The organism is Pseudomonas sp. PA-1-6B (assembly GCF_021609545.1).
GTDB classification, from domain to species: Bacteria; Pseudomonadota; Gammaproteobacteria; order Pseudomonadales; family Pseudomonadaceae; genus Aquipseudomonas; species Aquipseudomonas fluorescens_BV.
Map to the genome: position 1 here is coordinate 22188 of NZ_WJZM01000057.1, position 15591 is coordinate 37778.

The 15591-nt window shown below is 59.9% G+C and carries 13 protein-coding genes; 11 read left to right on the forward strand and 2 right to left on the reverse strand.

What is annotated here, in order from left to right; all coding sequences use genetic code 11:
• Positions 1-104: 104 nt before the first annotated feature.
• Positions 105-2951, forward strand: a complete 2847-nt coding sequence (gene rapA, locus GIV35_RS22220; protein ID WP_034125960.1) for an RNA polymerase-associated protein RapA — start codon at positions 105-107, stop codon at positions 2949-2951.
• 700 nt (positions 2952-3651) lie between these two features.
• Here rapA and GIV35_RS22225 read toward each other — a convergent pair.
• Positions 3652-4998, reverse strand: coding sequence for a spinster family MFS transporter (locus GIV35_RS22225; protein ID WP_236265598.1), 1347 nt, complete (start codon positions 4996-4998; stop codon positions 3652-3654).
• Positions 4999-5251: 253 nt separating this feature from the next.
• Between GIV35_RS22225 and GIV35_RS22230 the strand changes: the two genes are divergently transcribed.
• A complete protein-coding gene (locus tag GIV35_RS22230; protein ID WP_057975629.1) occupies positions 5252-5620 on the forward strand; it encodes a YkgJ family cysteine cluster protein in 369 nt (122 codons plus the stop codon).
• 139 nt (positions 5621-5759) lie between these two features.
• A complete protein-coding gene (locus tag GIV35_RS22235) occupies positions 5760-8021 on the forward strand; it encodes a putative bifunctional diguanylate cyclase/phosphodiesterase (RefSeq protein WP_223024641.1) in 2262 nt (753 codons plus the stop codon).
• Between the two features lie 228 nt (positions 8022-8249).
• On the opposite strand, the gene GIV35_RS22240 is transcribed toward GIV35_RS22235, so the two are convergent.
• Positions 8250-8552: a DUF2288 domain-containing protein gene (locus GIV35_RS22240; RefSeq protein ID WP_105226055.1), complete on the reverse strand. Its 303-nt coding sequence runs from the start codon at positions 8550-8552 to the stop codon at positions 8250-8252.
• A gap of 341 nt (positions 8553-8893) precedes the next feature.
• Between GIV35_RS22240 and GIV35_RS22245 the strand changes: the two genes are divergently transcribed.
• From GIV35_RS22245 to GIV35_RS22280, 8 genes are all read left to right on the forward strand, one after another.
• The gene (locus tag GIV35_RS22245; RefSeq protein WP_003193533.1) at positions 8894-10021 is read left to right on the forward strand and encodes a branched-chain amino acid ABC transporter substrate-binding protein; all 1128 of its coding nucleotides are present in this window, start codon (positions 8894-8896) and stop codon (positions 10019-10021) included.
• Between the two features lie 227 nt (positions 10022-10248).
• Positions 10249-11172 carry a high-affinity branched-chain amino acid ABC transporter permease LivH gene (gene livH, locus GIV35_RS22250; protein ID WP_003193535.1) on the forward strand — a complete coding sequence of 308 codons (924 nt, stop codon included), beginning with the start codon at positions 10249-10251 and terminating at the stop codon, positions 11170-11172.
• Positions 11169-12422: a high-affinity branched-chain amino acid ABC transporter permease LivM gene (locus GIV35_RS22255; protein WP_034125955.1), complete on the forward strand. Its 1254-nt coding sequence runs from the start codon at positions 11169-11171 to the stop codon at positions 12420-12422. The genes livH and GIV35_RS22255 overlap by 4 nt, the downstream gene beginning before the upstream one ends.
• A complete protein-coding gene (gene livG, locus GIV35_RS22260) occupies positions 12419-13186 on the forward strand; it encodes a high-affinity branched-chain amino acid ABC transporter ATP-binding protein LivG (RefSeq protein WP_003193538.1) in 768 nt (255 codons plus the stop codon). Before GIV35_RS22255 ends, livG begins: the two co-directional genes overlap by 4 nt.
• Before the next feature lies 1 nt (position 13187).
• Positions 13188-13889, forward strand: coding sequence for an ABC transporter ATP-binding protein (locus GIV35_RS22265; protein ID WP_003193540.1), 702 nt, complete (start codon positions 13188-13190; stop codon positions 13887-13889).
• A gap of 257 nt (positions 13890-14146) precedes the next feature.
• A complete protein-coding gene (locus tag GIV35_RS22270) occupies positions 14147-14443 on the forward strand; it encodes a BufA1 family periplasmic bufferin-type metallophore (protein ID WP_034125953.1) in 297 nt (98 codons plus the stop codon).
• A gap of 22 nt (positions 14444-14465) precedes the next feature.
• Entirely contained in the window at positions 14466-15344 is an 879-nt protein-coding gene (bufB, locus tag GIV35_RS22275; protein ID WP_105226054.1) for an MNIO family bufferin maturase, read from the forward strand.
• Positions 15341-15591, forward strand: a 251-nt coding sequence (locus GIV35_RS22280; protein ID WP_138763940.1) for an HvfC/BufC N-terminal domain-containing protein, incomplete at its 3' end; no start/stop codon positions are given. The genes bufB and GIV35_RS22280, both read left to right, overlap by 4 nt.

A 15591-nucleotide genomic window follows, 5' to 3' on the forward strand; every position in this document is an offset into this window, starting at 1 on the left:
TTTCCGCCTGCCCGTACAAACAGCGTAGTTTTTGTCAGAGTTCTTGGGCGCCGGGCCGTGTTCCGTTAACATAGTCGGCTTTTTCACGGCGGGAGTCAGGCAGCATGGCGCAGCAGTATCAACCGGGGCAACGCTGGATTAGTGACAGCGAAGCAGAGCTGGGGTTAGGCACCGTTCTGGCACAGGACGGCCGCTTGTTGACCGTGCTCTATCCGGCCACTGGCGACACTCGCCAGTATGCGCTACGGAATGCGCCCCTCACTCGCGTGAGGTTTTCGCCGGGTGACACCATCACCCATTTCGAAGGCTGGAAAATGACCGTACAGGAAGTCGACGACGTCGATGGCCTGCTGGTCTACCACGGCCTCAATGGGCAGAACGAGCAGGTCACCCTGCCAGAAACCCAACTGTCCAACTTCATCCAGTTCCGCCTGGCCAGTGATCGCCTGTTCGCCGGGCAGATCGACCCGCTGGCGTGGTTCTCGCTGCGCTACCACACCCTGGAACACACCAGCCGCCAGTTGCAGTCCTCGCTGTGGGGCCTGGGTGGCGTACGCGCCCAACCGATTGCCCACCAACTGCACATCGCCCGCGAAGTCGCTGACCGTATCGCGCCACGCGTGTTGCTGGCGGACGAAGTGGGGTTGGGCAAGACCATCGAAGCAGGCCTGGTGATCCATCGCCAACTGCTCTCGGGCCGTGCCAACCGCGTACTGATCCTGGTCCCGGAAAACCTGCAGCACCAATGGCTGGTGGAAATGCGCCGCCGCTTCAACCTGCAGGTTGCGCTGTTCGATGAAGAGCGCTTTATCGAAAGCGATGCCACCAACCCGTTCGAAGACACCCAGCTTGCACTCGTTGCGCTCGAATGGCTGGTGGACGACGAGAAGGCCCAGGACGCGCTGTTCGCCGCAGGCTGGGACTTGCTGGTAGTCGACGAAGCCCACCACCTGGTGTGGCACGAAGACAAGGCCAGCGCCGAATACTCGCTGGTCGAACAACTGGCCGAAGTGATTCCTGGCGTGCTGCTGCTGACCGCCACTCCAGAACAACTGGGCCAGGACAGCCATTTTGCGCGCCTGCGCCTGCTGGACCCGAACCGCTTCCACGATCTGCAAGCCTTCCGCGCCGAGAGTGAAAACTATCGCCCGGTGGCCGAAGCCGTGCAGGAGCTGCTGGACAAGGGCCGCCTGTCGCCGACCGCGCACAAGACCATTCAAGGCTTCCTCGGTGACGAAGGTGAAGCCCTGCTCACCGCCGTCAACGATGGCGACACCGAGGCCAGCGCACGCCTGGTGCGTGAACTGCTGGACCGCCACGGCACCGGCCGCGTGCTGTTTCGCAACACCCGTGCCGCGGTGCAAGGCTTCCCCGAGCGCAAGCTGCACGCCTACCCACTACCGAACCCGGACGAATACCTCGAACTGCCCCTGGGCGAACACGCCGAGCTGTACCCGGAAGTCAGCTTCCAGGCGCAACCGGACATCGAGGAAGAGAACCGCTGGTGGCGTTTCGACCCTCGGGTCGAGTGGCTGATCGACCAGTTGAAAATGCTCAAGCGCACCAAGGTCCTGGTGATCTGCGCCCACGCCGAAACCGCCATGGACCTGGAAGACGCCCTGCGTGTGCGCTCCGGCATCCCGGCCACGGTGTTCCACGAAGGCATGAATATTCTGGAGCGTGACCGCGCCGCTGCCTATTTTGCCGATGAAGAGTTCGGTGCCCAGGTGCTGATCTGCTCGGAAATCGGCAGTGAAGGCCGCAACTTCCAGTTCTCCCATCACCTGGTGCTGTTCGACCTGCCGTCCCACCCCGACCTGCTGGAACAGCGTATCGGGCGCCTGGACCGGATCGGCCAGAAACACGTGATCGAACTGCACGTGCCGTACCTGGAAACCAGCCCGCAAGAGCGCCTGTTCCAGTGGTACCACGAGGCGCTCAATGCCTTCCTCAACACCTGCCCGACCGGCAACGCCTTGCAGCATCAGTTCGGCCCACGCCTGCTGCCCCTGCTGGAAGCCGCCGACGACGGCGAGTGGCAAGCCCTGATCGACGAAGCCCGTGCCGAGCGCGAGCGCCTGGAGCAGGAGTTGCACACCGGTCGCGACCGCTTGCTCGAACTCAATTCCGGCGGCGCCGGCGAAGGCGATGCACTGGTCGAGGACATCCTCGAACAAGACGACCAGTTCGCCCTGCCGATCTATATGGAAACCCTGTTCGACGCATTCGGCATCGATAGCGAAGACCATTCGGAAAACGCGCTGATCCTCAAGCCCAGCGAAAAAATGCTCGACGCCAGCTTCCCCCTGGGCGACGACGAGGGTGTAACCATCACCTACGACCGTAACCAGGCGCTGTCGCGCGAAGACATGCAGTTCATCACCTGGGAGCACCCGATGGTGCAAGGCGGCATGGACCTGGTGCTGTCCGGTTCCATGGGCAACACCGCCGTGGCACTGATCAAGAACAAGGCGCTCAAGCCAGGCACCGTATTGCTTGAACTGCTGTATGTCAGCGAAGTGGTCGCCCCGCGCTCCCTGCAACTGGGTCGCTACCTGCCACCGGCCGCCTTGCGCTGCCTGCTGGATGCCAACGGCAATGACCTGTCGGGCCGCGTGTCGTTCGTGACCTTGAATGACCAGCTGGAAAGCGTGCCACGGGCCAGCGCGAACAAATTCGTACAGGCGCAGCGCGACCAACTCACACCGCGCATCAACGCCGGTGAAGAGAAGATCGCCCCGCGTCACGCCGAGCGTGTGGCCGAAGCCAAGCGTCGCCTGGCCGCGGATACCGACGAAGAACTGGCGCGCCTGACCGCGTTGCAAGCGGTCAACCCGACCGTACGTGACAGCGAGTTGGTTGCCTTGCGCAATCAACGCGAGCAAGGCCTGGCCATGCTCGACAAGGCAGCGCTGCGACTGGAAGCGATCCGGGTGTTGGTGGCGGGCTGATAATCCGCAGCCAATTAGGAGGCCCGCTTAGTGCGGGCCTTTTTATTGGTCTTGAGGGCCTCATCGGGGGCAAGCCCCCTCCCACACTGACCGAGTAGAGTTCAAACAACTCGGTCAAATGTGGGAGGGGGCTTGCCCCCGATAGGCATGGGTATCTACACAACTTTTGTAGCCACTGCCGATGCTAACCACGATGCGAAGCGAGCCGCTCTTGATCTGCTTTTGATCTTGATCTTAGGCGCCCCGTCAAACCACGCTGGCCGGAATTCGACAGGGATTTGGGGGGTAAACCGGCAGGGATGCCGGTTTAGCCGCCCCGCGCCATGGATGGCGCGTGGCGGCGGCCCCCCAAATCAATGGCGGATTACGGGCACACCGAGCCTAAGCGAGGTGCCGAGTGGTGGGGCAAGAGCGTTTTGCTTACTTTTGCGCTTTTTCAAAAGTGAGCCGCTATCAGAGCGGAACCCTAAGTGGCCGTTACCTAAATAACGGATATGTACCCGGTCCAACTGTGTTGACTGTCAGGCCGCCTTCGCGAGCAAGCCCGCTCCCACAGTTGGATTGTGGGGTGCCAGGTAGATAGGCGTCAGCTGAAAGTCTGCCATCGCAGGCAAGCCAGCTCCCACAATTAACCACACAAGGTTCAGCCAACTCGGTCAAAGGTGGGAGCTGGCTTGCCTGCGAAGGGGTCACCCCGGTCTCAAGCTGTAGCCGCAGCCGTCGGCACCTCAACCCCACTCAACCCATCCTTCATGCGCTTGGCGTCACGCACAAAACTGCGCGAAGCCTGGAACAGAAACAGCATGGTCAGGAACAACGCCACCGGAATCAGGTACATGGCGTCATGCAACCCCACAGCTTTATAAGCCTCGGTCATTTGCTCTGCCCCAGCCGCATACATCGCCGAATGGGCAAAGTGATCGGACAACGCCCCGACCACCACTGGCCCCATGCCACCGCCGAGCAGATACAGCCCGGCAAAAAACAGCGCCATCGCCGTTGCGCGCAAGCGTGGTTCGACCACGTCCTGGATCGCGGTATACACGCAGGTATAGAAGTTGTAGGCAAACAACCAGCCCACACTGAACAGCGCGACAAACACCCCGATTTCGACACGCCCGGCATGCAATGCCCAGGCGGTGGTGACCGTGGAGATGATCAAGCTGAAGGCGGCGAACAACAGTCGGCCATTGGCGACCCGCTGATGAATCTTGTCGGCAATCCAGCCCCCCAGCGTCAAGCCCACCAAACCGGTCAGGCCGACGATGACACCCGTCGCGACGGCCGCGTCCTGCAACGGCATGAGGAAATAGCGCTGCAGCATCGGCACCAGGAACGAGTTGCACGCATAGGTGGCAAAGTTAAAGCACAACCCGGCCAGCACCAGCCACAGAAAGGTCGGCACAGCCAGCACGCGACGGATCGGGCGGTCGACGCGCTCTTGGGAGACTTGCACGGTTTCCGCCGCACCACGCTTGGGTTCTTTTATGTAGAACATAAACACGGCAAGGATCAGACCCGGCACCGCCGCAATAAAGAAGGGCGCGCGCCAGCTGTCGAACGCCTTGACCATCGCACCGATCGTAAAGAACGCCAGCAACAGGCCCAACGGCAGGCCAAGCATGAAAATCCCCATGGCTCGGGCACGGCGGTGGGCGGGAAAGAGGTCGCCAATCAGCGAATTGGCCGCGGGTGCATAGCTGGCTTCGCCGATGCCAATGCCCATGCGCACCAGCAGGAAGGTCCAGAAACTGCCGACCATGCCGTTGACCGCCGTCAGCCCACTCCAGGCGAACAGGCCCCAACCCATCAACTTGCTGCGTGAACCGGTGTCGGCCAGGCGCCCGAGCGGCAGCCCGGCAATGGCGTAGACGATGGTAAAAGCGGTGCCGATGATTCCGAGCTGGAAGTCGCTCAGGTGCCATTCCATGCGGATGGGCTCAATGATGATCGCGGGAATGGTGCGGTCAAAAAAGTTGAACAGGTTAGCGAGGAACAGCAGGAACAGAATGCGCCAGGCATTCGCCGCTTGGGTCGAGTTCTGCATGGGTCCGTCTCTTTTATTGTTATGAGAGCTGCGATGCCCGATGCATCCTGCTCAGGTCACTGCAACATAGTCAGGCTGGCAGTGATTGTCTGTAATGATTCGTAAAGCTGATAGGGCATGATTTCACCCAGCCAACAGCGGATTTTGCCCACGAAAATATAAGTGCGTGCCCCTCTTCCCAATGGCGATGGCACGGATAGAATGGCGAGCCTTTCGTAGCACCCTCCTCCTACTTTTCTTATTGATGACGCCCATGTCCGAAGCCAGTCCGTGTCTGAATTGCGGTGCCTGCTGTTCACACTTTCGCGTGTCTTTCTTCTGGGGTGAGTGCGCCTCGTCCGGGGGCACGGTGCCCGATGACCTGGTGGTGCAGATCAACCCCAGCCGCGTGGCGATGATCGGCACCGATCAGAAACCTGCACGGTGCTGCAGCCTTGAAGGTGAAGTCGGACAGGCCACCAGCTGCTCTATTTATGAGCAACGCTCCAGCGTATGCCGTGAGTTCGACTCGTCCTGGAGCCAGGGTGTGCAAAATGTCGATTGCGATGCCGCCCGTGCCGCATTCGGCCTGGCGCCGCTGGAAGCCCCACACTTCGAACTCGACCTGCCCATCAGCGCTTAGCACCAAACGCTATGGAAAGCATGTCAAAATAATTTGAGATCAAAACGCCATTACTCATGGCAAATCTTCGGAGACTTCTATACTCGATCCCATCGGTCATCGCCTCTGGCAGTGACATGGCTCTATGACGGGATACGCTATGGAATGGCTGGGGCAGCACTTTTTTACCGACCTTCCAGACAGTGGGCATTTATTACTCAATTGCAGTCATAACCCCTTTCTGGTGCTACTGGCGTACCTGGTCGCCTGCGCGGCGGGCTTCGGTACGCTGGACATGGCCGAACGTGTGGGCCATGTCGAAGACCCCACCGCCCGCCGCCATTGGCGCTGGCTGGGCGCGGGTTGCCTGGCAGGCGGAATCTGGTCGACCCATTTCATCAGCATGCTGGCGTTCCAGGCCCCCATCGCCATTCACTACGAATTGATCATGACGTTCGCCTCGCTGCTGATCGCCCTGATCGCCTCGCTGCTCGCCATGCAGACCCTCAGTCATACCCACCTGCGCTTTCATCAGTACCTGGTGGCTTCGGTGTGGATGGGACTGGGGATCGCGCTGATGCACTACGTGGGCATGTCGGCCATGCGCTCCCAGGCCCAGGTGTACTTCGAAACACGGCTGTTCCTGGCCTCGGTGGCGATTGCCATCGGCGCCAGCCTGGCGGCATTGTTGCTGTCCAGCTACCTGCGCAACGGAACCGGCATGTTTCACCAACTGCTCAAATACGCCGCCAGCCTGGTACTGGGGGCCGGGATCCTGAGCATGCATTTCACCGGCATGGCAGCCATGCAAATGCTGGTGCCCGCTGGCGCGGATCTTTCATTGCCGGTGGATGGCAGTCCGATTCAACTGGGGTTGTCGGTGGCGGTAATTACCTTGCTGGTGATCGGCAGTAGTGTCAGCGCAGCCCTGGCAGATAAAAAGCTGCAGCACAAAGAGCGGGACCTGCGCCGGGTCAATGCGCTGCTCAGCGAACTCGACCAGGCCCGCGCCTCACTGCAACAAGTGGCCCACTTCGATGCGCTGACCAGCCTGCTCAACCGCCGTGGTTTCAATCAGATCTTCGCGGAAAAGGTTGCGGAAAAAACCCGAAGCCAAGGCATGCTGGCGGTAATCTTTCTCGACATTGATCACTTCAAGCGCATCAATGACAGCCTTGGCCACGATGCGGGCGACCAGTTGCTCACGGTGCTGGCCGGGCATATCAAGGGCTCGACACGCAGCCATGAAGATGTAGTGGCACGCTTTGGCGGCGATGAATTCTGCATCCTTATCACTATTCATCACCGCGACGAAGCCCGGCAGATGGCCCAGCGCATCATGCAGAAGATGAAAGAGCCCATCGAGCTGGCTGGCCGGCGCATGGTGATGACCACCAGCATCGGCATCAGCCTGTTTCCCGAGGACGGCCACACCTGCGAAGAGCTGCTGAAAACTGCCGACCTGGCGCTGTACCAATCCAAGGACGCCGGGCGCAACAGCTTGCACTTCTTCAGCTCCAACCTGAAAACACGCGCCTTCCTTGAGCTGCAACTGGAGGAAGAACTGCGCGCCGCCTTGCGTACGCGCAACCAGCTGGTGCTGTTTTATCAGCCGATCTTCGACATGAAGCTGGGCAAGGTCACGCGCCTTGAAGCCCTGGTGCGCTGGCAACACCCCCAACACGGGCTGCTGGCCCCGGACCGCTTTATCGGCATTGCCGAGAACAACGGGTTGATTGCCGAGCTGGACCACTGGGTATTGCGCCAGGCCTGTCACGACCTGAGCCTGTTGTCTGACCGGGGCTACACCGAGTTGATCATGGCGGTAAACTGCTCGGCGTTGAACCTGGCGCGTGACGAACTGGCCGATGAAATCGAAGACGCCCTGCGCTTCGCCGGCATAGGCACCAACCGACTTGAACTGGAAGTCACTGAAAATGCGCTGATGGGCAACATCAGCAGCACCCTGGCACTGTTGCGGCAAATTCGCGCCCTGGGTGTGTCACTGGCCATCGATGACTTCGGCACTGGCTATTCCTCGCTGGCTTATCTCAAGCGCTTGCCGCTCAACACCTTGAAGATCGACCGCTCGTTTATCCAGGACATTCCCAAATCCACCGCAGACAGTGAAATTGTCCAGGCGGTTATCGGCATGGCCCACACCCTGCACTTGCAGGTGGTTACCGAAGGCGTGGAAACCCAGGCACAGTTCGAGTTGCTGCTCAAGCATGGCTGTGACTACATCCAAGGCTACCTGCTCAGCCCGGCGGTGCCTTTCAATGACATCATCGGCGTGATGCAGGGGATTGCCATGCGCAATCCGCTATATCCGCTCAGCGTGGAGAACAACGACGCTCCACAGCCAAAAGACCCGACGCCAGGGCGTATCGGTCCGCCGTCTATTGTCAGGCCGATTCGCTGAGACCCAGGCACGGGGAGTGATGGTGTGATCGCGGCTTCTCTTCACACCGGGTCATACCTGGAAACAATTGCGCCACACATTCCTTCGGACCTCAACTGTTCCCGTGACGTTTACGTCACCCTCGGCTGTGACCTTTCTCTACGGCAAGGTGCCATCACGCGTTCAGCGGTTACTCGGCTACACACTTCAGCGCGTGAAAAATACGCACCTTTTTCGTGCGCGACATTCTTATGCCGCCCTTTCCTGGATCAGGATCCATGGCGAGACCACCACCGCCCATAAGCTTGGATCCCGTTCGACCAGGTCCAATGCCCGCGTCGCAGACACCTCGCCAAGGGCACCTGCAGCCAGCCAGGCGGCGACTTTGTCACGGTTGTCTTCGGCCATTCCTTCGGCGGCCTCGATCAAATCCAGGCCGGCATCGACCCACAATAGGGCACCCTTGGCAAAGAACGGTTCAAGCTCCTTCCAGGAAATTTCGGCGGTTTCACCGAGCAGCTTGGCATAGAGGGTGCTTGGTTCTTGCGTCATGGGAATTCACCTGAGTAAAAAATCGGCGCAATCATAGCCCCGTCGCTCAGGCAGAAAAACCCAGTAGCAAATGAAGTAGCGATTGAAACTGCCAGGAAAGCCAAGGAATGCCTTGAAAGCGGTTAGCAGCCCGGCGCAATTCTGTCTTTTTCTTTCACTTAAGCGACATACCCAGGTTTTGCCCCCAGCTGCCAGCTTTTCAAGCGATCAACCGGCGCTCTACACTGTACCGGTACAGTTGCCAGGGCAATGCCGGGGGGATATCCGCGATATCTGATCCGGTTCTGCAGCTCACAAGGCCGCTAGAACTATAAAAAATACAACAGTAAGAGTGGAGCACTATGAATAAGGCTACTAAGCAGATTTCCAAACTGTTTGCCGCTATGGTCCTGGCTGGGGTTGCCGGCCATTCGTTCGCAGCCGACACCATCAAGATCGGCATCGCCGGTCCCAAGACCGGTCCGGTGACGCAATACGGCGACATGCAATTCATGGGTGCCAAGCAAGCCATCAAAGACATCAACGCCAAGGGCGGCGTAGACGGCAAGATGCTTGAGGCCAAGGAATACGACGACGCTTGCGATCCAAAACAAGCCGTGGCCGTTGCCAACAAAGTGGTCAATGATGGCGTCAAGTTCGTCGTTGGCCACCTCTGCTCCAGCTCCACTCAGCCAGCATCGGATATCTATGAAGACGAAGGCGTCATCATGATCACCCCCGCTGCCACCAGCCCTGAAATCACTTCCCGTGGCTACAAGCTGATTTTCCGCACCATCGGCCTGGACAGCGCGCAAGGCCCAGCGGCCGGCAACTACATCGCCGACCACGTGAAGCCGAAAATCGTTGCCGTACTGCACGACAAGCAGCAATACGGTGAAGGTATCGCCAGCGCCGTGAAGAAGACCCTTGAAGAAAAAGGCACCAAGGTTGCCGTCTTCGAAGGCCTGAACGCCGGCGACAAAGACTTCTCCTCGATCATCCAGAAACTCAAGCAAGCCAACGTCGACTTCGTCTACTACGGCGGTTACCACCCTGAGCTGGGCCTGATCCTGCGCCAAGCCAAGGAAAAAGGCCTGAACGCCAAGTTCATGGGCCCAGAGGGCGTGGGTAACGACTCTATCTCGCAAATCGCCCAGGGCGCTTCCGAAGGCCTGCTGGTGACCCTGCCGAAGTCCTTCGACACCGACCCAGCCAACAAAGCCATCGTCGAAGAGTTCGCCAAGAACAAGCAGGACCCAACCGGTCCGTTCGTGTTCCCGGCCTACTCGGCGGTTGAAGTCATCGCCGGCGGTATCGCTGCTGCGAAGAGCGAAGACACCGCCAAAGTGGCCGAGGCCATCCATGCCGGTACCTTCAAGACCCCTACAGGCGACCTGAGCTTCGACGCCAAGGGCGACCTGAAGGACTTCAAGTTCGTGGTCTACGAATGGCACTTCGGTAAACCAAAAACCGAAGTTTCCCCTCAGTAAGCCAGGCGTTACTGGTCAACAAGCCCACTGTGCAAGCAGTGGGCTTTGTTTTACGAGGTTTATGGGCCATGTCACCCGCGATCCGGGCGCTGGCTCACCTGAAAATCTTAAAACCGTCACCAGCGGTTCGCTGGCAAACGCTTTGTGCAACCTGGTCACAGAACAGGGCACCGAGCCGGAAATGACTCCACCAGTGAAATGCGTATCGGGTTTTTAGGAGCGCTGTAATGCCTGAGATCTATCATTTTTTCCAACAGCTGGTTAATGGCCTGACCATTGGCAGCACCTATGCCTTGATAGCCATTGGCTACACAATGGTTTACGGCATCATTGGAATGATCAACTTCGCCCATGGCGAGGTGTACATGATTGGTTCCTACGTGGCCTTCATCGCCCTTGCCGGGCTGGCCATGATGGGGATCCACTCCCTGCCGCTATTGATGACCGCTGCGTTCCTGGCGTCGATCATCGTAACCAGTGCCTATGGCTACAGCATCGAGCGGGTTGCCTACCGTCCCCTGCGGGGCAGCAACCGTTTGATCCCGCTGATTTCTGCCATCGGCATGTCGATTTTCCTGCAGAACACCGTATTGCTGTCCCAGGACTCCAAGGACAAGTCCATTCCCAACCTGATTCCGGGGAGCATCTCCTTCGGCCCGGGTGGCGCACAAGAAGTGCTGATTTCGTACATGCAGATTCTGGTTTTCGTGGTCACCCTGGTGGCCATGCTGGGCCTGACGCTGTTCATCTCCCGCTCCCGTCTGGGGCGCGCCTGCCGGGCCTGCGCCGAAGACATCAAGATGGCCAACCTGCTGGGCATCAACACCAACAACATCATCGCCCTGACCTTCGTCATTGGTGCTGCGCTGGCGGCCGTGGCGGCCGTGTTGCTGAGCATGCAATACGGCGTGATCAACCCCAACGCCGGTTTCCTGGTGGGTCTCAAGGCCTTTACCGCAGCGGTATTGGGCGGCATCGGCAGTATCCCGGGCGCCATGCTCGGCGGGCTGGTGCTGGGGGTGGCCGAAGCCTTTGGCGCCGATATCTTCGGTGACCAGTACAAGGACGTCGTCGCGTTCGGCCTGTTGGTTCTGGTGTTGTTGTTCCGTCCGACCGGCATCCTGGGCCGTCCGGAGGTTGAGAAAGTATGAGCAGATATCTTAAATCGGCGTTTTTCAGCGCCTTGCTGGTATGGGCCGTGGCCTTTCCGGTACTCGGTCTCAAGCTGAGCATTGTCGGCATCAACCTGGAAGTGCATGGCACCGGGCCCGTCACCCTGACCGTCATCGCGCTGTGTTCGGTGCTGATGTTCCTGCGTGTACTGTTCACCCAGCAGGTCGGTGCCTTGTTCAAGGGCAACCGTGGCCCGTTGGTGTCGCCCAAGGTCAGCCAATTTCTGACCCTGCCGCGCACCCAGCGCTACATCATCATCGGGTTGATCATCGCGGCGCTGATCTGGCCGTTTTTCGGCTCGCGCGGCGCGGTCGACATTGCCACGCTGATCCTGATCTATGTGTTGCTGGGCCTGGGCCTGAACATCGTGGTGGGCCTGGCAGGCCTGCTCGACCTGGGTTATGTGGGCTTCTACGCCGTGGGTGCCTACACCTACGCGCTGCTCTCGCATTACCTGGGCTGGAGCTTCTGGATCTGCCTGCCATTGGCGGGTATGGCGGCGGCCACGTTCGGCTTCCTGCTGGGCTTCCCGGTGCTGCGCCTGCGCGGTGACTACCTGGCCATCGTGACCCTGGGCTTCGGCGAAATCATTCGCCTGTTCCTGCGTAACCTCACCGATATCACCGGTGGCCCCAACGGTATCAGCAGCATTCCCAAGCCGACGTTCTTCGGGCTGTCGTTCGACCGCACCGCCGCCGAAGGCATGCAGACCTTCCACGAGTACTTCGGGATTGCCTACAACCCGGTGAGCAAAGTGGTGTTCCTGTACCTTGTGGCGCTGCTTTTGGCGTTGGCGGCACTGTTCGTGATCAACCGCCTGCTGCGCATGCCCATCGGCCGTGCGTGGGAAGCGCTGCGCGAAGATGAAATCGCCTGCCGTGCCCTGGGCCTGAACCCGACCATCATCAAGCTTTCCGCATTCACCCTGGGCGCTGCATTCGCCGGTTTTGCCGGCAGCTTCTTCGCCGCTCGCCAAGGCCTCGTGACACCGGAATCGTTCACCTTTATCGAGTCGGCGATCATTCTCGCCATCGTGGTACTGGGTGGCATGGGCTCGCAACTGGGCGTGATCCTGGCGGCCATCGTGATGATCCTGCTGCCGGAAATGATGCGTGAGTTCAGCGAATACCGCATGTTGATGTTCGGCGCCATGATGGTGCTGATGATGATCTGGCGCCCTCAAGGCCTGCTGCCCATGCAACGTCCACACATGGAGCTGCGCAAATGAGCCGCGAGATCCTGAAAGTCGAAAACCTGAGCATGCGCTTCGGCGGTTTGCTGGCGGTCAATGGCGTGGCCCTGACCGTCAAAGAGAAACAAGTGGTAGCGCTGATCGGCCCCAACGGCGCCGGCAAGACCACGGTGTTCAACTGCCTCACCGGTTTCTACAAGCCGAGCGGTGGCAGCATCCTGCTGGACGGCCAACCCATACAGGGCCTGGCCGGCCACGAAATCGCCCGCAAAGGCGTGGTGCGTACCTTCCAGAACGTGCGGTTGTTCAAGGACATGACGGCGGTCGAGAACCTGTTGATCGCCCAGCACCGTCACTTGAACACCAACTTCTTCGCCGGCCTGTTCAAGACCCCGGCGTTCCGCAAGAGCGAGCGCGAGGCTATGGAATACGCGGCGTACTGGCTGGACAAGGTCAACCTGACCGAGTTCGCCAACCGCCCGGCCGGTACCCTCGCCTACGGCCAGCAACGTCGCTTGGAAATCGCCCGTTGCATGATGACCCGCCCGCGCATCCTGATGCTCGACGAACCTGCCGCGGGCCTGAACCCCAAGGAAACCGAAGACCTCAAGGCGCTGATCAGTGTGCTGCGTGAGGAAAACAACGCCACGGTGCTGTTGATCGAACACGACATGAAGCTGGTCATGAGCATCTCCGACCACATCGTGGTGATCAACCAGGGTACGCCGCTGGCCAACGGGACGCCGGAGCAGATCCGCGACAATCCTGAAGTGATCAAAGCCTACTTGGGGGAAGCGTAAAATGCTGCAATTCGAAAACGTTTCCACTTTCTACGGCAAGATCCAGGCCCTGCACAGCGTCAATGTGGAAGTGCGCCAGGGTGAGATTGTCACTCTGATCGGTGCCAACGGTGCCGGCAAATCGACCTTGCTGATGACCTTGTGCGGTTCGCCGCAAGCCTACAGTGGCAGCATCCGCTACATGGGTGAAGAACTGGTGGGCAAGCACTCCGCCGAGATCATGCGCAAGAGCATTGCGGTGGTGCCGGAAGGCCGTCGGGTGTTTTCGCGCCTGACCGTGGAAGAGAACCTGGCCATGGGTGGGTTCTTTACCGACAAGGGCGATTACCAGGAACAAATGGACAAGGTGCTGCACCTGTTCCCCCGCCTCAAGGAACGCTTCAGCCAGCGCGGCGGCACCATGTCCGGCGGCGAGCAGCAAATGCTTGCCATCGGCCGGGCGCTGATGAGCAAGCCCAAGCTATTGCTCCTGGACGAGCCCTCCCTGGGCCTGGCACCGATCATCATCCAGCAGATCTTCGACATCATCGAACAGCTGCGCAAGGACGGTGTGACGGTGTTTTTGGTGGAGCAGAACGCCAACCAGGCGCTGAAAATCGCTGACCGTGCCTATGTGCTGGAGAATGGCCGGGTGGTGATGCAGGGTACGGGTGAGCAATTGCTGACCGATCCGAAGGTGCGGGAGGCGTACCTCGGCGGCTAAGAAAGAGTGAGTTCAGAGTGGGAGCTGGCTTGTGTGGGAGCTGGCTTGCCTGCGATAGCATCACCCCGGTGTATCTGAAAAACCGAGGCGTTTGCATCGCGGGCAAGCCCGACTCCCACATTTGCTTTGTATAAGTCATTAAACAGGTGTTGTTTGCAGTTTTTTTCGATGGCTTTGTAACGAATTCCCTCCCCCTTTCTCTAGTGGTGCATGCAGGCAATCAAGCCTGCGCATTCAACCACTGCTGGAGACACACCATGACCACCAAACTGTCCGCTGCCACCCTCGTCCTGGCCCTTGGTTCTGCCCTGAGCCTGTCCGCCCTGACCACCACCGCCCACGCGGCCGACGACATGCAGAAATGCTTCGGCGTGGCTGAAGCCGGCAAGAATGACTGCGCCGCAGGCGCCGGTACTTCCTGCGCTGGCACCTCCAAAACCAAAGACCAGGCCAATGCCTGGAAGCTGGTACCCGCCGGCACTTGCACCAAGACCCCAAGCACCACCTCGCCGACCGGTTTTGGCCAGGAAGCGGCCTTCACCGCCAAATCCTGAACCCCGCGCAGCCTGAGTACTGATGATGACGCTTACAGCCCAACACGCGGTCTCACCGGCTCAGGTGCCCGGCCTCCCCTATCGGGCCGGGCTGGGGCTCAAGACCGAGCACTTCACCGAGGTGCTCGAGACCCGCCCCGACATCGGTTTCTTCGAAGTACACGCCGAAAACTACATGGTGGCCGGCGGCCCGTTTCATCACTACCTGGGGTTGATTCGTGCGCAGTACCCCCTGTCACTGCACGGCGTCGGCCTGTCCATCGGCGGCGAAGCCCCCTTGGATCGCGAGCACCTGGCACGCTTGGCCACGCTGATCGAACGCTATCAACCCCAGTCTTTTTCCGAACACCTGGCCTGGTCCAGCCACGGCCCGGTGTTTCTCAACGACCTGCTGCCCCTGGCCTACGACGCCTGCACCCTGGAGCGGGTATGCGAACACGTGGATCAGGTACAGAGCGCACTCAAGCGACCGATGCTGCTGGAAAACCCCTCCACTTACCTGCAGTTCGAACGCTCTACCCTGGACGAAACCGACTTCATCAGCCAGATCGTCCGCCGTACCGGTTGCGGCCTGCTGCTCGACGTCAACAACGTCTACGTGTCCTGCATCAATCACCAGCGCGACCCGCTGGCCTACATCGATGCCCTGCCATTGCACGCAGTGGATGAGATTCATCTGGCCGGTTTTGCCGAAGACACCGACAGCCTGGGCGACCGCCTGCTGATCGATGATCACGGCGCGCCGATCGATAACGCCGTGTGGCAGCTGTACGCACAGGTGCTGACGCGGACCGGAGCGGTAGCGACGCTGATCGAGCGGGATAACCAGGTGCCCGCGTTCAGCGTGCTGCAAGCAGAGGCCCGGCAGGCCGAATGGTATTTGTCGCAGGTGGCCCGATGAGTATTCAGCAGACTTTTGCCGAGGCTTTACTGGCCCCGCAAGCAACCTGCCCCGAGGGCGTGTTCAGCAGCAACGGTGCTGAGCCGGCGAGCCGCTTTGCGGTGTATCGAAACAATGTCCATAGCGCTTTGATCAATGCTTTGGCAGCCGCCTACCCGGTGGCGCGGCAACTGGTCGGCGATGAGTTTTTCCGCGCCATGGCCGGTCTGTATGCCCAGGCCCACCCGCCCACCAGCCCCTTGATCAG

Bases quoted from the DNA above. Each gene is read 5' to 3' on its own strand.
- rapA (WP_034125960.1), top strand. From the start codon at position 105: ATGGCGCAGCAGTATCAACCGGGGCAACGCTGGATTAGTGACAGCGAA.
- GIV35_RS22225 (WP_236265598.1), bottom strand. From the start codon at position 4,998: ATGCAGAACTCGACCCAAGCGGCGAATGCCTGGCGCATTCTGTTCCTG.
- GIV35_RS22230 (WP_057975629.1), top strand. From the start codon at position 5,252: ATGTCCGAAGCCAGTCCGTGTCTGAATTGCGGTGCCTGCTGTTCACAC.
- GIV35_RS22235 (WP_223024641.1), top strand. From the start codon at position 5,760: ATGGAATGGCTGGGGCAGCACTTTTTTACCGACCTTCCAGACAGTGGG.
- GIV35_RS22240 (WP_105226055.1), bottom strand. From the start codon at position 8,552: ATGACGCAAGAACCAAGCACCCTCTATGCCAAGCTGCTCGGTGAAACC.
- GIV35_RS22245 (WP_003193533.1), top strand. From the start codon at position 8,894: ATGAATAAGGCTACTAAGCAGATTTCCAAACTGTTTGCCGCTATGGTC.
- livH (WP_003193535.1), top strand. From the start codon at position 10,249: ATGCCTGAGATCTATCATTTTTTCCAACAGCTGGTTAATGGCCTGACC.
- GIV35_RS22255 (WP_034125955.1), top strand. From the start codon at position 11,169: ATGAGCAGATATCTTAAATCGGCGTTTTTCAGCGCCTTGCTGGTATGG.
- livG (WP_003193538.1), top strand. From the start codon at position 12,419: ATGAGCCGCGAGATCCTGAAAGTCGAAAACCTGAGCATGCGCTTCGGC.
- GIV35_RS22265 (WP_003193540.1), top strand. From the start codon at position 13,188: ATGCTGCAATTCGAAAACGTTTCCACTTTCTACGGCAAGATCCAGGCC.
- GIV35_RS22270 (WP_034125953.1), top strand. From the start codon at position 14,147: ATGACCACCAAACTGTCCGCTGCCACCCTCGTCCTGGCCCTTGGTTCT.
- bufB (WP_105226054.1), top strand. From the start codon at position 14,466: ATGATGACGCTTACAGCCCAACACGCGGTCTCACCGGCTCAGGTGCCC.